12 protein-coding genes are annotated in these 25,481 nt (G+C 41.4%); all 12 read right to left on the bottom strand.

The genetic code is table 11. From position 1 onward, the window contains the following. Nucleotides 1-467, bottom strand: a 467-nt coding sequence (locus tag U9Q08_04410; GenBank protein ID MEA3328952.1) for a hypothetical protein, incomplete at its 3' end; no start/stop codon positions are given. Between the two features lie 199 nt (nucleotides 468-666). Beyond that, a complete protein-coding gene (locus U9Q08_04405) occupies nucleotides 667-3,318 on the bottom strand; it encodes a hypothetical protein (protein ID MEA3328951.1) in 2,652 nt (883 codons plus the stop codon). 16 nt (nucleotides 3,319-3,334) lie between these two features. Then, a complete protein-coding gene (locus U9Q08_04400; protein MEA3328950.1) occupies nucleotides 3,335-3,712 on the bottom strand; it encodes a hypothetical protein in 378 nt (125 codons plus the stop codon). A 165-nt stretch (nucleotides 3,713-3,877) separates the two neighbouring features. Continuing rightward, entirely contained in the window at nucleotides 3,878-4,468 is a 591-nt protein-coding gene (locus tag U9Q08_04395) for a hypothetical protein (protein ID MEA3328949.1), read from the bottom strand. 180 nt (nucleotides 4,469-4,648) lie between these two features. After that, nucleotides 4,649-5,386, bottom strand: coding sequence for a hypothetical protein (locus U9Q08_04390; GenBank protein MEA3328948.1), 738 nt, complete (start codon nucleotides 5,384-5,386; stop codon nucleotides 4,649-4,651). A 19-nt stretch (nucleotides 5,387-5,405) separates the two neighbouring features. After that, a complete protein-coding gene (locus tag U9Q08_04385) occupies nucleotides 5,406-6,989 on the bottom strand; it encodes a discoidin domain-containing protein (protein MEA3328947.1) in 1,584 nt (527 codons plus the stop codon). Nucleotides 6,990-6,995: 6 nt separating this feature from the next. After that, nucleotides 6,996-7,832: a carbohydrate ABC transporter permease gene (locus U9Q08_04380; GenBank protein ID MEA3328946.1), complete on the bottom strand. Its 837-nt coding sequence runs from the start codon at nucleotides 7,830-7,832 to the stop codon at nucleotides 6,996-6,998. Nucleotides 7,833-7,840: 8 nt separating this feature from the next. Continuing rightward, nucleotides 7,841-8,755 carry a sugar ABC transporter permease gene (locus U9Q08_04375; protein MEA3328945.1) on the bottom strand — a complete coding sequence of 305 codons (915 nt, stop codon included), beginning with the start codon at nucleotides 8,753-8,755 and terminating at the stop codon, nucleotides 7,841-7,843. Beyond that, nucleotides 8,745-9,551 carry a sugar phosphate isomerase/epimerase family protein gene (locus U9Q08_04370; GenBank protein MEA3328944.1) on the bottom strand — a complete coding sequence of 269 codons (807 nt, stop codon included), beginning with the start codon at nucleotides 9,549-9,551 and terminating at the stop codon, nucleotides 8,745-8,747. The genes U9Q08_04375 and U9Q08_04370 overlap by 11 nt, the downstream gene beginning before the upstream one ends. Then, the gene (locus tag U9Q08_04365; GenBank protein MEA3328943.1) at nucleotides 9,552-10,598 is read right to left on the bottom strand and encodes a Gfo/Idh/MocA family oxidoreductase; all 1,047 of its coding nucleotides are present in this window, start codon (nucleotides 10,596-10,598) and stop codon (nucleotides 9,552-9,554) included. Continuing rightward, complete coding sequence (locus U9Q08_04360) at nucleotides 10,595-11,620, bottom strand: Gfo/Idh/MocA family oxidoreductase (GenBank protein MEA3328942.1); 1,026 nt, start codon at nucleotides 11,618-11,620, stop codon at nucleotides 10,595-10,597. The genes U9Q08_04365 and U9Q08_04360 overlap by 4 nt, the downstream gene beginning before the upstream one ends. 75 nt (nucleotides 11,621-11,695) lie before the next feature. Further along, entirely contained in the window at nucleotides 11,696-25,321 is a 13,626-nt protein-coding gene (locus tag U9Q08_04355; GenBank protein MEA3328941.1) for a tetratricopeptide repeat protein, read from the bottom strand. Nucleotides 25,322-25,481: the final 160 nt, after the last annotated feature.

Raw genomic sequence — 25,481 nt, 5'->3', positions numbered from 1 at the left:
GTTCCAGAATACCCTGCAGGAATCTTCGTGCCTTCAATGTTTCTATAATATCCGAACTCAGGGACATATACAACGAAGTTGTCCTTCGTTAAATCCGTGTCTTCCATATGGATCCCTAACTTCCAACCGTTACCGTTGTTCGATACACAGAGTATCCCGACATCCGAAAGATCTTCATTACTGCTGCTGGCTCTTTCTTCAGAAGGAACCATAGCAATAGGATACCCGTCATCACCCAACTCCATAGGATCAATGTCATCAAACTCAACTTCACCGTCTGGATATGCAATGTTTTCATCAGACTCATCTATGCCGTCGCGGGGATAAAATGCTATTTCAAATATCTCTTCTACCTCAAAGTCAATCTCGGTGGTCTCGGACTCCTCGTCTGCGAACAAATGGCTATTGACCGATGTCCCTAGGGCCATTATTAATCCCAATAATACCAACAAAACCAATCTCTTCATTTTTTTCACCTCCTTGATTTGTTATTTCAACCCCATGACCATTTCATGGGTTGTTTCATCCTTATCCCTTTACCTATTTTTGCTTTAATATATTAACATTCCCCGCTTTATTTGTCAAGTAAAAAATACTATTTCAAAGGAGAAGTTAAAAACTTTTTAAATCTCCTTCTTATCTTTATCAATACAAATATTATAAATTCTACGGTTGATTAGCTTCTACCCAGGCTTGATAATCGTCTTCAGAAAACGGATAATAATTATCCTTCCAGAATAAAAGCCCGCTGGAACCTGAGTTATATATATTATCTAAAGCCTCGGCTATCGATATATCAAAATCCCCAAACTCAGTCCAATATACCGGTTTATCACCGAAACCATAATTGCCTATTGATTCAGATAAATCTATACTTTCTATATTGGAATAATGGTGAATAGACATTACATCTACTTTGTCTTTCCAAAATCTAAATGCATTATCAACACTGAGGCTGCTTGTGGTTACCTTTGTTCCCGGGGCATTATTACGAATAAGACTAAAGAAACGGTCGTGGAATTCCAAAACCTCGCTGAAATCTACTGCACATACGCTCTCCGGCTCATTCATTACTTCCCAGAATAAGACCACGTCGTTTATATCATAACCTATACCTGCAAATTCATCTTCATGAGAATATATATCTGAGAAAAGTTCAGCAAATAAACTAACAAAGGCATCCTGACAGACGGAATCAGTAAAAATCTCCGGATGTTCTCCTACTAACCAGGTTGAATCGCGTTCACCTTCTTCTTTAATGGCATCAGCAATACGAAAATCAAACAAGCTAATTATTGCCTTTATTCCTGTTTCATTGAGCACATCTAAAAATGCCCTTATGTCATCATATACCTTGCTGTCAAACTGTAAATTTCCTTCTGTATCATATATAAAATTGCCTTCCTCATCCTGCAATATTCCGGTGCGCAAATCACCAAATAGAGCCATTAATCTCACTGTAGAAATACCTTTGCTCTTAAGCTCTAACAGCGCATTTTTTAGTTTTGTTCTCTGCGTGGGATTGCTAAATCCTCCGTCTACACCCTCACCCCAAATTACAGGAAATTCACCTACGCACCAGCCATAATTATACTCATCAAAGTTAAGATTTCTGCCGGAAAAATCAATGAAATCGCTAATGCCGATTGCCGGGGTCTCAGTAATTACCGGCTTCTCGATAACAACCGGTTCGGTAGTTTCAATCCTGATATTCCTTATTCTTAAGCCGTCTCCAGAGTATTCTCCGCTGCCCTTGGTTATTACCAGACCCAATTCCCAAACACGGGAAGGGTCAAAGCCTACGTCTTTCCAGCTGGCCGGATCCGCCATAGGGTCAAATTCCATGGTAATCCATTTACCCTCTGTGTTATAATCAAGTTTTTTCCAGACGCTATAAACCTTCTCCCAATTATCTCCACTCTTTAGGAACAAACGAAGGTGTTCAGGACTACCCGGATTATTAATAAAGCCCTCAGGAATAAACACCTCCATAACTATCTTTTTACCATTTATATCTATTTCTCCTTCTTCTATTCCGGATATATCACTTATATAAATATACAACTCTCCCTTCCCCTGATGAGGCTTACTTGTATCCCAAGTCAAATCTGCCTGTAAGATAAGCTGATTATTCTCTGAATCAACCTCAAGTCCGGTAATACCCCTTGAATTATTCCACTCTTCTTCATCTGTACGAGCCTGCCAATTGGCAGTGATAGGAATAGAATAATGCTCATTACCTTCAATAATAACGCCACTGGTTACTGCAATAATATGAGTTTTTTCCCGGTCAAAATAAATTATATCATTACTATATTCATGGCCAGAAAATTGAACCAGGGTTTGTTCTTCTGCCAGCTCATCTAAAACTAAACTATTTAGGAATTCTGCGCCGTTTCGGCTGCTTTCCTGTCTGGCAATGACAAGCCATTTTGTACCATCCTCTTCCTGAAGAAAATACCTTCCAAAATTATCCCGGATAATAATTCCTTCTATTGTAGGATCCCAGTTTCCCGGATAAGGATCATTATAATAAGTTGTTTTGACATCACCTGCCGCCTCAAAGGTATCAATACGGTAGGTATATCTGCCAATAACATTATGTTCTCCAACTTCATTACCCGTTCCTCCGGTAGAGGTATAATATTCCATCTGGATAAGATCGCCATTTGCATCATAAAAAAACTTCTCTGAAATAAAGTGTGTTGTATATTGTCTTTCTTGCTCAGTGTGTCTGCCTGAGTGTTTAATCTGGTCATAATGGGTTGGGTCAAGTGAATTATTGTCTGCCCAGCGGAAATAACCCCCATTTTCCTGTTCTACGTAATCGGGTTTACCGGCCAAAATTCCTTCAGTATAAAAATGAACAACCTGATGACTACCGGCGTCATATTCCCATTCTTTAATAGTGGTTCCATCTTTATATTTAGTAACAAGAAGGACATCGCCCTGGTCCGTAAAACAAATGCTCAATCTATCTCCATCTTTAATTCCCAATGAATCGATGAAACCCTTTGCCTGCTGCCCGAAAAGCTCCTCTGGGCCGATTTCCTGCTCTGAACCATCATCCTTTTGATAGCTAAAGGTCCCCGTATTTTCAGAATACGCAGCAGATACGGTTGTTTCTTCCGAACCTTCCGTTGGTTGAAATGCATCATTTGCTTTTTCAAATCCCGGGTGATACTCCGGCATCACTGTATAATTTTCTTGTCCTTCAATTATCTCTTGGGCCTCTTCGGCATACATTCCCAAATTAAAATAGAAAAAACCGGTCATTAAAAACAATAAAATTAATAATACCTTTTTAAAGTTTCTCATTTTGCTTCTCCCTGTCTTATTCTATGGCATCTATAAATCTTATTTCTAAAACCGGGGCTAATCCGCCCTTGGCCTGCATTTCTGGTTTCATTATACCGGTAACCGTAACAAACTTACCAACGTGATCTTTTAGCCCAGAAACTAAACTGCCAATTAAAATAGTTATTTTTCCTTCTGAATCTTTAACCGCCAATTCCTTCCAGTCTATTTCCTCGAAATTATTCATCTCGATCCAGACCAATATCCCGGAAATCGTAAACCATCCCCCTGCTCTTTGCCGATGTAAATTTAATTCCATTATCTGTTCATCTGCATATAGATTATTAAAAATTAACAGGGTGCTCAAAAAGAATATTCCGCACAGGAACCTTTTTACCCATAACTTCTTCATCATTTTTAAACCAGCGTTTATTAGTTGTTTTGTAAAAATAAAAGGCCGTGGTCTCTTTAAAACCGCGGCCTTACCCAAACAGGATTATCAAAATCTTTTTTAATATACTTAATATACTTCTAGTGTTCAACTTTTACCATAGATCTCCCTGGTTGTTAAATAAAAACACTACTCCAACCGCATATTATCAATATAGATCGATCCATTGTAGATCGGACGAAGATTTGATTCAAGCCGTATCCCTAATTTTCTCACGTCAGCCCTGAACTCATCGGTAACCTGGGTCCTTCGCCAATCAGTGCTTCCCGGGATAATGCTGGCTGTAATCGTGGTCCATTCTCCGGGAATCAGCTTCTTTAAGCGGGCCATCTCGGTCCACTTCCAGTCCTCGCCAACAGTAAGGACAAACTTTGCCCGCAGGCCTAAAGGCGCGTCTTGGGGCATAAATATATCTACAGATATGCGCTCATAGGGTGTCCAGTCAAAATACTCCTGCACTTCCATATAAGCCGCGGTCCATCTTTTACCCGGGAAATCGGCTGTCAGCTTCAGAGAAGATTTTCCTTCCTTGGCAAATTCGGTAGACACGGCCATGCTGTCTCCTACGTAGTCATCCTTTTCAAAGCACCAATCAGGGATTTCCCACAGAGGAACATCTTCTTCAAATCCAAAAAGAACCTTTTCTTCACAAAACCCAGGGGCTGTGTTCAGTATCAACAAACCTAAAATCGCAATCAACATTACTATTTTTTTTACCACAAATGCACCTCCTTTAATGAATTAAAAACTTTTTAAATCTTTTTATTATCTAAAGCTACCTAATAAACTTACTGGTAGAATAGCTAAATAATACCACATATTTTCTTGATTGTCAACTTCGCATTCGAAAACAAAAATATTTGACTTTTTTCGAAATCTCTACTCTAACTCGTATCCTGATTACTCTAATCGCATATTATCAATATAGATCGGTCCATTATAGACCGGCCGCATATTTGATTCAATCCGTATCCCTAATTTTCTCACGTCAGCCCTGAACTCATCGGTAACCTGGGTCCTTCGCCAATCAGTGCTTCCCGGGATAATGCTGGCTGTAATCGTGGTCCATTCTCCGGGAATCAGCTTCTTTAAGCGGGCCATCTCGGTCCACTTCCAGTCGTCGCCCACGGTGAGGATAAATTTTGCCTGCAGGCCAAAAGGGGTACCTTCGGGCAAAAACACATCTACGGATATGCGCTCATAGGGTGTCCAGTCAAAATACTCTTGTGTCTCTACATAAGCTGCCGACCATTTTTTGCCCGGAAAATCGGCTGTTAACTCCATAGAGAATTGCCCTTTCTTGGCAAATCTGGTAGATACGGCAACGCCTTTCCCCACATAGTCCTGCTTTTCAAAACACCAGTCAGGAACTTCCCACCAAAGAACATCTTCTTCATCAAACTCGAAAATGATCTTTTCCTCAGCTTTTTCTCTGGGTTTTCTTTCAGCTTTCTTAATTTTCTCAACTGTCTTTTTAGTAACAGGCTGGCTGGCAGAGGAATACGGTTTTGAGGCGTTCTGTTCAGACACAACCGAGAGAACCTCCGACTTCTCCTCCGAAGAAAGAACCATAATAACCCCTATAATCAAAAGAACTAACGCAGTGCCTGCCAGAAAAAAAGGTAAATTCTTTTTCATTGTTTTCTCCTGTTATTATTTATAATTTTTTCAGCCAATCAGCAAGAACCTGCTCAGCCTGTTTGCCGCGAATAGTATACCCCAAAGGAGACCACCTTTCCTGAGGAAAATAATTCCACCAATAAAAGCCCTTAAACCAGGGGTAATCGGAACAGGCAATTAACATTGCTTCTAAACAATCCGCCTGCTCCTCTTGGTCAATAAATTCTTTCTCTAAATTAGAAAGAACCGACCAGGGCTGCATGTTTGTTCCATCGGCACTGCAATAACCAACCTCATTGAATACTACCGGCTTATTCAACTTTTTCTCCTTGAGCCAGTTATCAATTTCCAATGCATTGTGCCGCCAGGCGGCAATTAACTCTTCTTTTGCAGGATTCTTCTTTTCAGTCAAGGGAAAATAGGCATCAATACCGATAAAATCCAATTTATCCCAAAGGTCGACAGTTTTATATTCATCCCAATTTGCCGAATAAACAAGGCGGCCGGGAAATACGCTTCTTACTTCTTTAATAACATCCTCCCATTGGCTTTGCCACATAGGTAAAGTAGTATTGACCAATTCTGTACCGATAGAGAAAAGTTCAACATTATACTGTGCAGCCAACCGGGCATAATAAATTAAATACTTCTTATAAGCGGCAAACCAGTCCTGAGAAGGGATAATGTCTCCCCGCCATTGGCCTGTCCTTACATCAACATGGGGTTTGAGCATAACCTTCATTCCCAGACAGTGGGCTTTATTAATCGCATGAACCAATGCTTCATCATCAGGCGTATCTTTGAGATCAGAAGATATTGTATTTTCCTCGATAGTATCCTGCATCCAGACAATCATAATTCCTATATGACGCACACCTATCCCATGAAGGTGCTCCAGGGTCTTATCCGAAGCCTCTATGCCCAACTCTGTCCTACCCCAGGAGGTATAAGCCACTCCTTTTTGAAACTCATCCAAGGCCAAAGCTCCGGGTGAGGCTTGCGGTTCTTCCATTTCCGGATCAACTTCTTGAGTTTTTTCCCCGCTTAATTGATCTGCTAACCGAGCATAAACAAAAGACAAAGGTTTATCTGTGGAATTCTCGTCTTTTGGACCAAAACACAAAAACTCCCAGAGAGAAATCCCCCATTGTGGATTAAATCTCTTCTTTCCCAAAATCTTAATAAATCTAGCCTTCAGGGGAGCAAACTCTATCTCATCAATGCCTCCATCCTGCCCTTTTAAAGATAAAACAGGCTGCCAGTCCTTTTCATCTAATGACGTTAAAACGTCATAGTCAACTGCGTAAGCTGCTTCCCAAAAAATCACTATTTTACTTATAACTTTGGGTTGACCAAAGTCAAGACATATCCATTGACCGGGTATGTAACCCGACGACCAGCGGGTTAAGAGATTTCCGTCTGTTACAGCTTCCGGTTTGGGCAGCGGCGCCCAGTCAGGGGTAACATCAAAGGAAGAAACAGTAACTAATTCAACCTTAAGATAAACCTCCTCAGAAACAGAACCTTTAGCGGAGTAAACCGGAGAATCCTCTTTTTGTGCGCAGAAAACAATACCTATCGCACAAAATAGAAATAAAACAACTAAAATTAAGTTTTTCATTATTCCTCATCCTTTCAGTCCGGTCATTGTCAGACTTTGGATAATATATTTCTGAAGGCTTAAGAACACGATCAAAATCGGTAAAGTAGCTATGGTTGCCCCTGCCATTACCATGGCAAAATTCGACCCGAAGGTGGTATTCAATGTTGACAAAGCCAAGGGAACTGTGCGCATCGAACTCTTATGAATTACAACTAACGGCCAGAGAAAATCACTCCACTGCCATAAAAACGTCAGGATAGCCAGGGTGGCTAAAACCGGCTTGATCAACGGAAAGATTACCAGGCGATAGATGGTGAATTCACTGCATCCATCAATCTTGGCTGCATCAATAAGGTCATTAGGAACGCTCATGATATACTGTCGGCAAAGAAACACTCCAAAAGCCAAAGCTAACTTGGGAATAATCAAGGCGTAAAAAGAACTAAGCCAGCCCAGCTTCTTTATGATAATGAATCCGGGGATAAGATTGACCTGATAGGGGATCATTATTGCGCCTAAAAGAAGCAGAAACAACTTATCTCTTCCAAAGAATCTGTGTTTGGCAAAGGCGTAGCCGGCCAAAGAGCAAAAGAATATATTGGCCGCGGTTACTACTAAAGCAATAAAAAGGCTGTTAAGCAGGTAACGCGCCATTGGTAAAAGAGAAAATAGCTCTCGATAAGCCGCAAGGGTTGGCTGGCGCACACGAAAAGACGGTGGATAAGTCTGGATTTCGTCAATCGGTTTAATTGAGGTAACCAGCATCCAGACGTAAGGGATAACCATGCTCAATGCCACCACGGTAAGAAGGGTATAAATAATAAAACTCATCAGGCTCTTTTTTATCTTAATTAATGACATTTTTTACCTCAATATTCAAATCGCGAGCGATTAGTTCTTAAACTAACCAAAGTAAGCAGAAAGATAATCCCGAACAAAACATAGGCAATGGCTGAAGCATACCCCATCTCAAACCTCTGGAATCCCTTTTCATAAAGATAGGAAACCAGCGGTAAGCCGGAATCTAAAACACCGCCTATCCCTTCGCCGGTGCCGGCAGTCATAATATAGGCCAATTCAAAAAGCTGAAAAGAGTTAATCATTGACATAATCAGCACAAAAAGAAGAATCGGCCGGAGTAAAGGCAGTGTAATATGCCAGAACTTATGCCAACTGTTTGCCCCGTCAACCTCGGCAGCCTCATAGAATGTAGAGGGAATCGACTGCATCCCGGCAAGAAGAAGGATCATATTATAACCAAGTCCGGCCCAGACAGCCACAATCATCAGCCCGGGAAGCACCCAATTCGGATTCATTACCCAATCAATCGGGCCTAATCCTATCTTCATCAACCAGTGATTAATCAAGCCGTATTTTTCTCCGGCATAAAGCCATCTCCAGATTACTGAATAGGCAACTACCGGAGTTACTACCGGCATAAAAAACAACGTCTTATAAAAATTTTTAAACTTTATCTTTTGGTCAATTGCCACGGCTAGTACCAGGGCTATCGAAATACCCAGCGGCACCACTCCCAGCACATAAAGAACGGTATTGCGCAAGGCCTTTAAAAACCGCGGGTCATTGAAAAAAAGCTGGCGGTAATTCCCCAGCCCTACCCATTGCGGCGCGCTAAGAACATTATATTTACAAAAACTCAACAGAAAAGAAGCAATCACTGGAAAAAACGTAAACACAAAAAACAATATAGCTGCCGGAGCAATAAACAGATAAGAATTCCTCTGTTGGATTAATTCTTTAAATAAGCTCTTTTTAGCTTGCATATCTTTGCATAAATCCCTTAAGCATGCCTACAGCCCGGGGGATATCTTTTAATTCATCCTGGTTATGTAAATCCTGGCCTTCAAACTCTAAAGAAACGAATCCCCGGTAACCCGCTTTTTTTATAATCGAAAATATCCGGTCATAATCAAACTCGAGCTCTTTTCCTTCTTCGCTTATATGGTGAACCTTGGCATGAAGATGCGGAGCATAGGCAATCGTGTCTTCAATCCCCTTATAATTATCCGGATCTTGATAATTACCCGTGTCAAGGTTTATCTTTACCCATTCTGAATTTATTTCTTTAATTAATCTTAGGGTATCTCCGGATGTGGGAAGAAAACCGCCGTCATTATGCGGCTCAATAGCCAGGACTATACCTGTTTCTTTTGCGTTTTGCTCACACTGTTTAATGCAGTCAACCATTAATGGCCAGAGTTTGTCTTTATCCTCATAAGGATAAGGCCAACCCGAGAATATTCTCAATACCGGCGCTCCCAAAATATAGCCGGCTTCAAGCCATTTTTTAATTCCTTCAATTTCTTTTTTTCGCTCCTCGGATTTGGGACTGCCAAAATTGTTTCCCGGAGAAAGACAGGCAATTGTCAAGTGTAAATCAGTTGCCCGCTTTTTGTATTCAATCAAGGACTTTTTATCCGTCTTAGGCAAATGGTCGGCAATAATGTCTACTCCTCCCACCTTGAGTTCTTTTGCGCATACCTTTAATAATCCGGTAAAATCTAACTTCCCAGATTCCAATGACTTATGATACGACCAACTGCATAGTCCAAGTTTCATCTATACCTCCTGTTTGCCAACTTTAACCCACTTGCCTTTTTTATTTGATTTATAGGCGGCTAATATTATTCTAAGCGTCTCCATTCCTTCCTGTCCAGAAACAAACGGCTTTTGTTTTTCCCGGATACAATCAATAAAATAATGAATAGCATTTTCCCATGCGCCTCCCGGGCCAATTTCAGGATGCTCTTCGGCCAGAACACAATTAGCGTCTTCCCCCTGGCCTGTTTTAGCTTGTGTGATAACCACCGGCTGCTTACTGCCTATGTTGGTAGTCATCTTGCCCTTTTCTCCGTAAACGTAAGTTAATACCTCATAAGGCCTGGTTGTCCAACTACACTCAAATTCTCCCTCTGTTCCATCTTCAAACTTCAGCAATATCGTGGCATTATCATCCACCGGGATGTCTTTCTCTAAGGTTTGAATCCGGGCAAAAACTTCAACCACCGGGCTTACCTTAAACCAGCGGATCAAATCAGCAATATGGACCCCGATATCAACCATGCATCCGCCGCCTGACTTTTTTTTATCATAATACCAATCGCCTTTGCCTTCTGACCAGTATTCCGGCCCGGCATGGCCGATCCTGCCCCGGATATTATGGATTTTGCCCAGCACGCCGGAATCAAGGGCTTTTTTCGCTGACTGATGAACAGGGTCAAACCTCTGGGTTTGTTCGACCATTAAAAAAACTCCGGCTTTTTCTGCCGCTCCAATCATTTTATCTGCTGCTTTAAGAGAAATAGTGATTGGCTTTTCAACCAAGATATGTTTCTTGTTTTTTGCCGCGCCGACAGCCATTTTTTCGTGTAAATAATTCGGCGTATTAACAAAAACAACGTCTATGTCGCCCTTCTTAACTAACTTCTTCCAGTTTGTTACAATATCCACATTGTCTAATTTGAATTTATCTTTCATTTCTTCAGCACGGCTTTCTATTACATCGCACAAACAAGTGACTTCGCACTTATCTTTATAACTCGCCAAATTGGGCAAACTTGCCCTTTCGGTAATCTTACCACAGCCAATTATCCCAACTTTTATCATAGCTTAATCCTTCTCCTTCCCCGCGCCGCCCTGTAGATATTCCAGATTATCTTCTGGGTTTTAAGCGCTTCTTCTCCGTTAATTTCCGGCTCTTGGCCCTGCTTAAGCGCCCGGTAAAACTGTTTTATCTGTATCCAATGGCAAAAACCCCAGTAATCTTTTCTATTCTCGCCATAATCAATATATTCATCCGGTCTTGGCCCTGCCTCGGCTTCTGTCCCGTCATAAAAACCAATCCTCGCTGAGTCTTTAACCATTTCAACCCTTCCGTTCCGGCAGTCCAGCTCAATCTTTGGATCAGCATCAAAGGAATAAAAATTTATTAAATAAAAACAAACGTAAGCTCCTTTTTTAAATTTAATCACCCCTTCAGCTAAATCCTCTACCTCAATAGACTTATGCATCCTTCGGGCGATATTTGCCTCAACGTATTCAACCTTATCATCGATAAGCCATCTTAAAACATCAATAAAGTGTATTGATTGGTCAATCAACACGCCTCCTCCTTCTAAATCTATTTTTCCTTTCCAATCGCTTTTTTTATAATAACTATCCGGCTTATGATAAGAAACAACAAGCTTTACTGCCCTAATCTTGCCCAGCCTTCCGTTTAACAGGTTTTTCTTTACCAGTTGTGAACCGGGGTTATACCTATTTTGGAAGATTACCCCTAATTTTACATTATTCTTCCGGCCAGCCTCAATCATCCTTTGGCCGTCGCGGGGGTTAATCGAAACGGGTTTCTCGGTCAGAACATTTATCTTTTTATTTAAAGCCTGAATTGCCATTGGAGGATGTAAATAATGCGGAGTCAAAATGTGGACTACATCAATTTTTTCTTTCTCAAGCATCTTTTCATAATTTGTATAACAGCGGCAATTATATTGTTTTGCCGCCTTACGGGCCCGGAAGGGACGAACATCGCAAACAGCGGTCAGCTCTACGCCTGGAGTATTAATTAACGACTGGGCGTGCATAAGAAATATATTACCGCAGCCGACTATACCGGCTTTAAGCTTCAATCTTTTCTCCTTTTGTCCTTTTCCCCGGTGTAATCTTGTCAGGTTTGAAAACTATAACATAAACCCGTTAGAAAGTCAAATCTTTCCGCCCGGGGGTTGCGTCAAGGAAATTGTGTAAATTCTTTTATAGTGATTATAGGGTTTTTTCTGCCTCAAGAGACCGGGGTAATCTTCATTAAATAAATACCGGTAGATAAAAAAACTGTACTTTTGCACATACAAACTGTTAATCCGCAGAAAGTCTTCAGTCAACACTTCCCCTGCCCGAAAATACCAGTAAAATAAATCCTGCAAAACACGTTCTTTAAGTTCGCTGCGGTTGTGAAAAAGCTCTTCAAAAAACCTTATTGTTTCCGCATTAGTAACTCTTTGTCCTCTCTGATAAACTTTAAGGTAGTGCCCGGCAATCCGTAACTCCGCGTTTAATCTTTTTATATCACTTTGTAGTTTTACGAAAGGATCGAACAAATCCAGCCTCTGGTGAATATCTGTCTCTTCCCGCTGCCTTATCTGCCGGGAACATCTTTCTATCTGAAGATGTTTTTTGGAAAAATAAGACTCTAACAGGCCGTCATTGTCTCCCGTTTTAGCAAAGAGACGGCTTACCCGTAAACCTTGTATTGCTAGCGCACATAAAGACTCATTTATAACAGCAAGCGCTTCTTTTTTTACTTCGTAATACGAATAAGTTTTCATCCAGTGGTAAACCGCTCCCGGGGAGAAACCCAATTTTTTAGCGGCAGAGGCTTTATTCCCCCTTGTCTTCACAAGAGCTAAGAAAAGTTCCCGTATCCTCCTCTTTCTCTCGCGTCCTTCGGCCTCTCTACGAATAGAACTTTTTTCTTTCTCATCCCCAAAAAGCGCCGACTTCTTTCCTATCCCCAAATGCCTGGCTGCTTGCGAACAATTTCCCTGTAGTTCGGTTAATGTCCGGACTGCCTGCTCTTTTCTGATGTCCTTGATTGAAATTCCGTATTCTTTATACCTGCGATAGAACGTAGACAGGGAAACATTCAGAAGCTTTACTGCCTGCTTGTCCCATTTCTTTTTAAAGCAAACTCCTTCCAATATTTTTATAAATCTTACGCGCTCTTTTTCCCCTAAAATTATTTTAGCTCTTTCGCGCCTGAGGTCAATTTCTTCCGGCGAAAGGTTCCTAAACAATGTTGATATATTTATCCTTAACTTCTTAGACGCTTTTTGGGCGTTTCCTCCGCTCTTATCCAGGGCTTCGATCATACTTGTTTTCGGCACCTTATGCCTGCGCTTAGGGCCTTTGTCCTTTAGCGGAGACGACCCCTTGCTGGTTAGCGGCGGGGCGGCAATAAACTGCATCAAACTATCAAATCTTTCCTCTCTGCTGTCAAAATAACTTTTCCCGTCATAACTTAATAAACAGGGATAATATTCCGACCATATAAGAACATCTACTTTAAACCAGGGATATATATTTCTATTTAGCGAAAAGTTTTTTCTGAATCTTGGTTTTATTTTATCTGCCGTATACTGATTTTTTACTGCCAGAATAATATCGATATCCGAACAAATTGCGGGCTTTCCTTCTCCAAAACTGCCTGTGATTTCGATCTTTCTTAATTCCGGAAATTCGATTTGTGTTTTATGAAAGGCAACCTTTAATTTTTTGTCGACCCATTCCAGGAAATCATAAAATTCCTGATTTGTATAAGTATACTGCAAATGAGCGCCTAAACGAGAAAACGATAGAAATATATCTTTACCATTTTTTAACAACCTGCGCTCAGCCGGTAAATAAGTTATCTCATTTAAAGTAACTATCCCCCGCTTAAACCAATCAAATAAGATATTGCGCCAACAAAAGTATTTATTCACAGTTAAATCCCTTTTATAAATTTCACTTAAACATTTTATTAATCGGTCAATATTATTGACTAAAATCCCTGAATGCGGAAATTTCCCCATCGGGATATCAATAATTAAGCTATCCTTTACCGGCGAGGCGGCGAAAGCCGTTCCCCGAGGTGAACCGGCTTTATTCGTGTTCTCTTGGATCTCTTTTAAGCCTTTCTTTGCCAATAATACCTTCTTTTCTGCCTCCCATATGGCATCATAAACCAACAATTCTTTTTTGGTATCCCAGTTATACTGGTTAAGCAGCTCTATTTGCGAAGGTTTAATTTTATCGCGCAAAACTTTCTTAAACGCTTTATTATATCGCCTTGTAGGCAAAATAAGAGCCGTATGTTTCTTAACATTTTCGACGATAAGCCTCCGGAGACACCTTCCATATCTAAGCAGCGGGAAATTATGCCGGGCTAACTGTTCATCCACCGGTGAACTGGAATTAATTTCATAACCTGCACGTTTTGCGTCGCGCGTAATGCGTTGCGCATTGTGCTTGGACAAAATCTCCGGCAAAGAGCCTGACAAAACGACTATAGACGGGGTAAATGAGCTATATTCAAGGTATCCCAATTTATAAGCAAGAAGTGCTCCGGCATAAACTGCTTGTTCTCTGAAACGGCTCCTATCTCCCCAATACAGTTCTGCAGAAAGCGGCTGCAATACAGTCTTCGCTTTATTGCGGACAATTTCCTCGGCCCAATCATCATCTATCCCCGCGGGATATCTCTCCCAAAAGAAATCTACCTTAGTTAACTTCATCATTTTTTTTACGGCCGCGGATTTTTCCTTTGTTGCAGCCCCGTTAAAGTTATCCAATACGCGCCGGTATTCTTCCTTCATTATCCCTTGAGCCTCCTTAATTATTGTTTTGTATTTCACCGTTCCGTATACCTTCAAAATGCGTTTTCTGGTCAAAAAATGATCAGCGACTATTACGAAAATAACTATCCCTATCCACTCCCAAAGAGACCTTTCAGACAAAGCTTCTTTAGCAACCTTCCAAAGACCCAGTTCTTTTATAATTGCTACTAAATTCGCCATATAATTAACCGTAATGAATAACATCAATATGCCGGGAATTGCGTAAGTTGCTATCGCCCGGAATTTTTTGCGGAATACCGGAGAACTTGCGCCGGTGTGAACAGAACGGGTATTTCTTATCTTCAGTTTATCTACTTTATCTTTTATATGGCAACGTTCCTCATAAATCCCGAAAGAATTGCTGAAAGGAAACAGTTCCGGGTTCTTGAAAAGTCCGATTAAATCCCGCCAGGTTCCCTGCACCTCTAATTCGGCTGGCAGCAAATAGAATGAAGAAAGTCCTTCCATCCTTTTTATTAATGCCGCCAGCTGTCCTTTTCTTGAAACAAACCTGATTACTTTCCGAGGTTTTTCACTACTTATACCTGCCCCTGTAAATTTCTTCTTTATACTCTGATTCTTTACCGGGCTGCCGGTTTCTTCCCGCCTATGTGTTAAATGTCGGGACCTGACCCTATTGTTTTTTGCTATACGGTTTTTGACCTTGACTTTTTCACAAAGAACGGCTATACTTGGAAACCAACAACCGGAGGACGGAATGAAAAAACTTTTAGATAATGACACCTTCGTAAGTAAAAATTTTGAGCGCTTAGTCAAGAAGTATCCCCACCGGCGAATAGTAATCTGCCGAGGAGAAATATTTACAGGAGAAGATGCCGTAAGAAAGGCTAGAGAGAGGTATCCTGATTCTGTTCCTTTATCTATGCCTATTCCCGGCTCCGAAGAGTTCTCCCACCTTTTATAAAAAATACGAGAAAAAAGAAGATAAAATTCCCCTATAAAGTTTACAAAGGAGAGCTTTATCCAATTATCAAAATCCAAATGGAAGGACCACAGGGACCTTTGGAAACCGAAGCGTACATCGATAGCGGAGCAAACATCTCCATTTTTTTGGCTACTATCGCTTCTGACCTGGGAATAAATTATACCAAAGGTAAAATTACCTATATTATGGTTGGCGACGGCAGCTTTATCCCGGTTTACCTGCACACTATCACTATTAAACTTGGGTATATTTCCTTCCCCGCCACTATCGGTTTTTCCTCTCACCTTGGCGCAGATTTCAACCTTATCGGGCAAAAGAACTTCTTCGACCGTTTCATAATAAGTTTTGATAAAAAGACCGGCATAATATCTTTTCAACCTTATAACTAACAAATATGCTTCGATCTTCCTGCCATCCTCCATTTTATCAATCTTTAGAAATTCAACCGGCGAGGCGGCAGTTGTTGAATGCTGAGGCCTGGCCCAATATAGCTTTTCAACCCCACTGATATCTGCCTGTAGACTCCCTGCCAGTTTCTTTATTTCTATATAAAACTCAGCGGGTTCTACTCTTTCAAGTCCCTGGAGTAGCTTTTCGCAATTATCTACGGCTGCATTGAACGCAACTTGAGCTGTCTCTATTTCCCTGTTCAGCACAGCTCTCTTACCCAGTTGAATAATCCTTTCAAAGATATTCAATATCTCTTTTTCTTTACTGCTAAGCGGGCTGCTGGATTCATCTATATCATCTATAGGCGATGAAGATGATAAATAGGTAATTTCTATTTGATTTGTAATTGTAATAAGGAAGACCTCTTTATTTGCAAAATCTCTCTGAATTTTTCTAAAGACTTTTTCTGTCCCTAATCCCTCATAAATAACTACTCTTTTTTTACAAGCAAATGCCCTTTTTATGGTGCTTCTTAGCTCAGGATGATAACTATGTCTCCTGGTAATATCTAACGCATACAACTTGTTAAGCCTATCGGCCTCAACAATCAAAACGGCTTTTTTGCCAATTCCGGATTCCTTTACCAGGGCTGTCCTTAGCTGTTTTGAAAAAGGCGTCTTGCCTATTCCGGTATATCCATCAATGACAAGAATAAATGTCTTTTCTCTGTTTGCAGCAATAAATTTGCTCAAAATCTGGATAACTCTATCAAAATAAGCACTCCGCTCCTTATCGAGCGGGCTGCTGGCATAGTTATTTTTCGAAGTAAAAAGAACATCTCTGGAAAAATGTAACCTGTTGCAAGGCATCATAAAGGGCTGAATATCTGAAAATTCTTCTTGCACGTCTTGAATCCATTGATATATTCGAGGATGTGCCATAAGAAACCTATCATGCTTGGTTATAACCCTTGAAGTTCCAAGAATCTCAAAAACTAAATCAATATTTCCAAACCCTAAATTAACTTGCTTTCCTAACGCATAGATTTCGCTCAAGCTATCTGTATAAGCGCGCGCTCTCTCCACGAATACTGCCAAAGCTGGTTTCCTGTTTCTGCTATGATGGTTATCATGGATGCGGGGATTTTTTTCAACCGGGCCGGGAGAAGCAGTGCCCCGGGCCGGCGAGGCAACAAAACCAGTTAACCGGCTAACTGGCGAACTGGATAACTTACTTAGGGCCGGCGAAATTATCGGGCTGCCGACAGTATCCTGCATCATCTTATGGATCATCCAGAGGCTCAGGTAGTCCGCTAAATCCACAAAACCATTTTCTATTGCTTTGAGAAAGTTAGTGTCTGTGAGCAGGGTCGTTAATGTTCTTGAAACGCTAAGGGTATAGGCTCCTAATTCATTGGTGAAGGTTACGATGGCGGTATAAACTATTCGCAGTTCATTATCACTTAATAAGGAAAATAACTTATGCGCAGGTAAAATATAGAGTCTTCCTGATATATATGACACAAGTTTTTCTGTGCTTAACGCAACAGGGCTGGAGGAAGCAAAGCCTTTCGGGCGATGACTATGGACTATGGGCAATGGACTACGGTCTTCTCCAATGGCCGGCGAGGCGGCGGCCGCTCCTCCTTTTTGACTCTCTGACACTTTGACACTCTGACACTCTTTTGTAACCGGACTGCTGGATTTTGGTTTTTTCTTGCTATCGACAACTTTAAGGTAATCAGGCCTTTCCCCCGGGGGTTTAGTTTTTTTATTCGTCTTTTTACTACCGGATTCTCCCGGATCCGTAAGGCCATTTTCCTCAATTAACACCAAAGCTCGTGTTACTGTCTCATCAAACTCTTTAAACTGTTTTGCTAAGATATATATCGCATAAACCGCCAAGACAATTACAAGAATGCCTCCTGTTATGAAAACAAGCTCTATATTCTCAGAAACAAATCCCGCCAAAGAACACCCCGGCAGTATAAGCATTACTAAAGACAGCAATAATATCTTGGAAAGCGGGCTGGCGGAAGCGGCAACCGTTCCTTTTGCCCCCTGTCTGTTCGTTGTTTCATAGCGAAGCCTTATGGGATCTTCCGGCATTCTGTAATATTTACTATCACCATTAAGGATCCTGCCAAGCAATTCTTCAGCCTCCTGAAGATTCTTACCGGCTGGAGCGTAAGAAGGATCAATCGCAATGGCTTTTTTAAAATGCCCGATGGCTTCCCGGCAATACCCGGCATTACTATAAATACCGGCTAATTTTGTCTTAATACTGCCGAGGTTATTGTAGGCCGGAGCGTGAGAGGGTCTAAGCGTAATGACTCTTTCGAAAGGCCCGATAGCATCTTTGTAATAGCTATATTTCCCGGTAATCCCTCCTAAGTTTACATAAGCAAAACCAATGTTGTGATAGGCTGAGGCGTAAGAAGGGTCGCGCGCAACGGCTTTCCGGAAATATTCTATAGCCTCTTTAAAATACCCGGCTTCCCGGGTAACTATGCCTAATTTTATACAGGCAAAACCAATGTTGTGATAGGCTGAGGCGTAAGAAGGGTCGCGCGCAACGGCTTTCCGGAAATATTCTATAGCCTCTTTACAGTGCCTGGGGTTCCTTATGATCTTATCCAAGGCTATATCAACAAAGCCAATATCGTTGTACATAGAAGGAGTAAAAGCGTGCTTATAATTTTCCTTGAATTGTTTATCATCGTCAATTATCCGAATACGAAAATAGAGCAGGGAAAGCCTTTCTTTCTGTGACAATTGCCTTATGTCTACAGCGCGTTTTCTAAGTTTCCTTTGAAGCAGGGATAGGTCTTTTTGCGCAATTCGATAGTTTTTTCCTAATATTCTGTATGCGCCTTCTTTTCCAGGATAACAATTATTTAGATTTACCTTTGTAACTATACCCAGGTTAGGGTCGAAAAAGAAAAATACAGCTTCATCAGAATAATGCGGAATCACGTTAAAGGTATGTCCCATTCCGTCTATAATGTCAGTCATCTCGGCAGATTTTACCCTAACACCAGCTAAGCTTAATAAAATATGCCCGAGCTGAGAACGAGCACTGTCTCTAAAGGCAATCCCCGGTAATTTCTGCAATTTCTTCCTGATATTTAGAGGAATTCTTTCATTGCCTAAGTGCCCTGCCGGCCTTTTAAGGACACCTTTGGAATCCAGAGAAACGACTAAGGACCTAAGAAGAGGCGCCGGTCCTCCGGACTCATCACAGCTAATCTTCCTAACTAATTGATTTAAGTCAAAAAGCGCTTTTAAATAAGCCTTTGAACCCTGCGATTTTTCTTTAAGGTGCGCAAGGACGGAATATATCTTGTTGTTATTGGCAAACGCCTGCTTAAACCGGCCTAACAAAACAGGCAGGGCTTTCTCGGGATAATCTAACTCAAGAAGCTTCTGTTCTAAATTGGGACTAAGGCCGTCAAAACTGTCTTTTTTCAATTCCACAGCCTCGGCAGCAATGGGTTTTAATATACATTTCAAAAAACGAAAAAATAGAAACGCCGTTTTTTGCAGAACAGACAGCCGGTCCAGCTCAAATAAACTCCCTGCCGCTATTGCTGTTATGATAAATTCCCTCCGTGTCCTAAGCGGGCTGGAAGAGCCGGTAATCGGTGAAACAGCAAATGGGCTGTGAGTTTTGTAGAAGGATAAAGGGCCGGGCTGTGGGCTGCTTATGCCCGTTAGGGTATGAGCCATGAGCTGCTTGTGCCCGCTTGTGCCCGTAAGGGTATAAGGGTATGAACCATGAGCTTTACAGAAGCTTAAAGGATAAAGGATAAATAGCGGAAGAATCTGTCTTCTGACATCTGACTTCTGACTTCCGATTGCTGACTTCCGATTTCTGACTTCTAATATCCGGCTTTTAACACTCACCGGCGGGCTGTGAGTAGATAAAGCGAGCCATAATAGAAGGGTTGTTGAATATACAGCCCCCGGCGCCCGGGAATCCCCCGTCCAGCCACGGAGAGGTAGGCGTTCCCGGAAATAAATGCCGGGGGTGAATACTTTATTGAGCTTTGAGCTTTGGGCTGTGAGCTCTGAGCTTTGGCCTGTTTTTTCAATTGGACTGCTTGTTCTATGCGGTTTAGTTGTTTTTTCGCCTAAACCATCTTCGTTCTCCGCTTTTTTCTCGTATTCCTGCCGGCGTTTTTCTAATGGCGCTATGGTTTCATTAACTGTTTCTTTAAGTTCTGGTGAAGAAATATCCTTATCAACATCAATTAAATCCTCAAATTCGAAAATGTATTGAATTACCCGGTCAATCGTTGTCTCCATTGCCTGATTCATGTTCCTATACTGTTCTTTCATAAGGAAAATATATCTAAAATATCCACTGCTTTCTTCGGATAAGCCTTTTAATTGTTTTTCCAGACCGGATAAAACGCTTTCGATTTTACCGGTTAAATCAGTGATGTCTTTTCTGGCATTTAACAAAACATCTTTTAAGTCTGCGGCTGGAAGCCTGTCAATGCTCCCCTTTGTATTGACATATCTGACTATTTTTTCTATTGACGCGGCGGAATGAATAATTATATCTAAATAATTATCAAGGGGCTTAATATTCCCTTTCTTTATTCGCTGCGCAAGAGCGGTTAGCATCACTACCGGATTTATTAACTCGTGGTCCATGCCTGCAAAAGCCTGCCTTCTTGCAAAACTAAACTGCGTAACCCCGGCTTTTTTCCTTACTATCGCATCTTCATCCGAGAGAAGCTTTTTTAATAACAATTGTAAATGCGCAATTTCCGGGCCCCCAACATTTCTTAAGTCCCCGGCTAACTGCCTTCTTACACTCACATCTTTTGATCGAGCAATCCTGATAAGCGCGTTTCTGGCCAATCTTCTTATCCTGGTTAATTTTTTCGCCTCGGTTAATTTCCCTGTCTGGGAATAATATACCAGGAAAAGTAAAGATTGAAATCCTCCGGGGCCTTCCAGTTTTAAATATTCCATATAATTATTGAAAATTGTTCTCCCGGCCTTCATCTCCAAATCCTGAAGTTTTACAACTTGAAGCGCCGCATTGTTTTCATAATCGGTAGTCCAGTAAAAATCAGCGGGTTTTTCTTCTTTGGTATGAAAATATAGGGAAAATTCAAATTCTCCCATTATCCCGGGCCGGATAGGCACCTTTATTCTGAACGCATTGCCTTTCCCTCCTTTATAAAGCCTTTCTTTATCCCAAACATCTGCTCTCTTTTCATAATCTTTATAAATATTAACTACTTCCGTTTCTTCAAAATAGACCTCTCCGGCGCCGTTTGCCCACACGCCTATTCTGATATATCCGCTGTTCACGTACTTCATAAATTTATCTTTGGTTAATTCCCTGTCTATTTTTACTGTCCCATAGCCGAAGAAGCGTTCTTCTAAAAATATTATTCCCGGCTCATGGCCTATATCATAGGCATCGATAATCCCCGGCTTATTACTCTCTTTTTGTTTTTGCCCGGCCAAATTGTTCATTTTCTCAATCGGCGAAGCGGCGCCGGATGAATCATCATGTGGATAATCAGCGGTATAAAGGCTATCACTCCAATATTCACGATATTCAACAAGTTTTTTCAGCAGATCTAAACGCAGTCTACGAGAACGCCCATAGCCCTTAATATCTTTTATTTCTAATTCACCTAAAATCTCTAACTGCCCCGAATCTAATTTTAGGGCCTTTGCTTCTTTTATCAATTCACCAATTTTATCAGGATCTTTCAGGCGGGGATATTCCCATCCAATTTCTTTTAACCGGCAGATAAACCAGCTAATATCTGCCAATCTGCTAATTTCCTTAACAGGGGTCTTTAAAAACCGCCTGGTTCCTGTGCCGAAATCCAGACTCTCTATTTTTCCTTCATCAGCCAATTTCCTTAATGCCTTATCAGTTATGCCTGAGATTTTAGCCGCTTCCGACAGCGGTTTGCAATTTATCACCTTTCCAGCTTCTTCTCCTGGAATCACCCATCCATCTTTTCTCCTTTCAGCCTTAAGAAGTCTGCTTGTTATATACAACAAAACCATCACCCTATTTACATCGGCCAATTCCGCTACTTCACTAACAGAATAAAAAGAGTTACCCAAATTTTCCCCGCGAATCGGCGCAGGCTTCAACGCCTCATATATCTGTTTAGTTAACTCGCCCTTTACGGCCATCTCCAGCAACAGAACAGTAGAGATATGTCCATTTTCTTTTACCGGCGAACTGCTGTTTTTCTTCCCTTTTTCTATTATTCCGGCAAACCCTGAGGCCAAGTTATTGCCGCCTTCGGCTAATAGAGAAACCGTTTTATAACACCTCTCTGTTACCTGCTTGTTTGCTTCCCGATAGAATTGCTCTCCCAAGAAAAATCGCTCCTGAACTTCTTTCTCTTCAGCCCTATAGCCTTCGGCGATATAGCGTTTAGCACGCCGCAGTAGATATTCAAAATCGCCTTTGGTAATACACGCGAGGCGATCTTTGTTAACTATCCTAAGGCACTTATCATGTAAATCATCAATAGCTCCTTTTTTCAACTCTGAAACTTTATTGCCGGAAAGATTGATTAGAACCCTGTCTATGGAAAAACATGGTTGCGCGAAAATATCTGTCGTAGGCGTTAATACATCCCCTGGCCTATTTACGGAATTAAACAGCTTGGTAGAGATAACATGTATCAAACCGTCATAGTTATCCGGATTATCCGGAAAATAAATATCGACATCGAAGGTACAACTGCCATTAAAGATTTTTCTCACCAAGCCGCCGATAAGATAAGTGCTCTTGATTGCATTCTCTAAAAGAAGCAGTTTTTCCCTGACAAGGGCAGGATGAGGAGTATTGCCTTGGCGCACGTGCCAAATCCTCCAGTCAGTTGCTCTTATCCATTGAGCAATTTCCCGCTTTGCTTCTTGCAAATTCTTTTTCAAAAACGGGTAAATCTCAGGAACTTTCTTTTTTACAATTTCGCCGCCGGGAAGAATAAATTCCTGCCATTCAAAATTTTTATCACCGGCAATTTTTCTTTCTGCCGGCGAGGCGGCGGATGGGCCTTTGGTTTTGAGCTGTAAGCTATGAGCTATATTTCTTAATCCATAGGAACTCTCAAATAAAAAGCGGGACAATTCAGCCGGCGAGCTACTGGATTTTGAAAGCAGATTCGATGAAACCTTTAGCTTTCTATCTATCTGCTCATATACCTTAATATATCTCTTTGTCGAATCCTCCCAAGGAAGAATTATATGCGTAGCGCTTTTTATAATCTTCTTCTCAGAGTGAATTATCTTCGGAGCGGGATCCTGAAAGAAGGCACTACCTGTCATATCTATCTGTTTTTCCTCTCCCGTATCCTGTCTCTTAAGCACAATCTTGGCAGGTAAACGGTAATCCTCGTAAGAAAGAAAAATTCTCTCTTCTAAGAACCGAATCATACCTCGATAGTCTATGGCAAAAAGAGAGTTGCCTTTTCTCATTGTATCAATCAGGCCTAACAATGGCTCGTGTTTTGAGAAGAACAATTCACCATTCATCAGGATATTCTCAAATATGCCGATAATATCCTCATTGGATAAGTTGTCCTGTATTCCTCCATAAATAAGGAAAAACACTACTTCAAAAAAACTGGATATTATCAATGAAGGGTGTCCCTCGATAATCTCGCCGCCATCGCACAACGCCATTCCTACCCGAGCATTGATATGGCGCATAGAAATGTTTATGCCGTCTATCTGCCGGTTGGAAGAATCAAAAGGGAAAACCTCAAGCCGCTCATCCTTAAAATCGACAACATGGAATCCTCCGTCTTTAAATTTATAATATTCTCTTGTGAAATGATAATCTCCCGGCTTAAGGCTGATGTTATTTTGCTCTTCTATGCTTAAATAATTAAAACAACTCGGCATAAATATCCATGGCCGACAGCCACTATGCATCAAAAGAGTTATCGCACTGTGAAACTTATTCTGGGAAGCTAAGCTGAAGATTTCGTAAAAAATGTTAAACATAAGGTCATTATCAATGAGGACAATCTCCCCTTTGTTTAAAAAGGGAAGTTTATCCGTAGGAATTATAATAATAGAATACGGGGCGGTATACCGAACAGAGTATTTACCTACTCTTTCTACATTTCTAATAAAACCGGAAATTTTGCTTAAATCTACGAAGCCCTCGTATTCCCTGTTCCGGTCAAGTTCGCTTCCCACTGTCTTAGTAACAAGAAATCTCTGCTCTCCCGGGATAAGACGCAAGGTATTTCTGCCGAAATGAACCGGGGCAAGTAAATCAAAGACGTCTTTAGATAAAATTTCACCCCTCATAGTCCTTACCATAGCTTCAAGATATGTCTTTATCCCTTGTGCATCCATATTGCTCTTGATGGTTAAGAAAAATATCTCCGGCAATATCATCTTTTCAAAACTACTAAGCGGTTCAGCCAAAGATGCAAGTAAATCTATAACCCCTTCATCCCAAAGTTCTTCTGCTTTTTGAAAAACATCAACCTTTTCTTTAGGGCAGCCGCAATCGGCGTTATAACTCAAACTTCTTACAAGCAGCCCCAATGAAAGAAAATTTACCCCCATCAGCACTCTTGCTGTTTTTTTGTCTGTAAAACCGCTCATCGCTTCTTTCTTCGTTGCTTCTATTATTCCCCTTAACGCCGACTCAATATTACTCTCAGCTACTGCTTCTATCTTTATTAATCTCCCCAAAAATTCTATCAGCGTCCATCCTTTTCTACCACGTATAATACCATCTATAAGAAAAGCCCTGAGTGTCTTAAGAAGATGAGCATTACTGACCCCATACCGTTTAAGTTCGGCGGTCAACAGACGAGATTTTTTTGCCGCTTCTTTGAGGTTGTTATCCCGGGATAAATCACACAGCAGTATCTCTATGATCACTATGAATTGCTCTTTGGCGCCCTCAGATTGCTTAAGTTCAACAGCTAAAGATAAAAATTCCGGTTCTTTTGAAATACGCCTCGCTGTCTCTATTCCGTTTTTATCCCAGGCTAAAACTTTCAACATTGTTATGACATCTTTTCTGTCAGCGCCGCATCGCTCAAGTCCGGCAGCCAAAGATAAAAATTCCGGTTCTTTTGAAATACGTCTCGCTGTTTCTATTCTGTTTTCATGCCAGGATAAGAAACCCAGCATCTTTCCGAAGTAACATCCGCTGACCCCGTGCCGCTTAAGTTTAGCGGCCAGAAGGCGAAATTCTTCTGCCGCTTCTTTAAGGTTACCATACTCGAATAAACCGCGCAGCGTCTCTCCGATGTCCTCTTCGCCAACTCCACACTGCTCAAGTTCGGCGGCCAAAAGACGAAATTCTCTTGCTGCTTTCCTGGGATTGCCCGCCCGGGATAAACCACACAGTATCTCTCCGATGTCCTCTCCGCCAACTCCATACTGCTCAAGTTCGGCAGCCAAAAGGCGAAATTCTCTTGCTGCTTTCCTGGGATTGCCCGCCCGGGATAAACCACACAGTGTCTTCATGACATCTTTTCTGTCAGCGCCGCATCGCTCAAGTCCGGCAGCCAAAGATAAAAGTCCCGGTTCTTTTGAAATACGTCTCAGTGTTTCTATTCTGTTTTCATGCCAGGATAAGAGACCCAGCATCTTTCCGAAGTAACATCCGCTGACCCCGTGCCACTTAAGTTTAGCGGCCAGAAGGCGAAATTCTTCTGCCGCTTCTTTAAGGTTACCATACTCGAATAAACCGCGCAGCGTCTCTCCGATGTCCTCTTCGCCAACTCCACACTGCTCAAGTTCGGCGGCC

The organism is Candidatus Omnitrophota bacterium, from assembly GCA_034717435.1.
GTDB lineage: Bacteria > Omnitrophota > JAUWXU01 > JAUWXU01 > JAUWXU01 > JAYELI01.
Note: the sequence above shows the minus strand (reverse complement) of the source record. Positions and strands in the feature narration are given on the sequence as shown.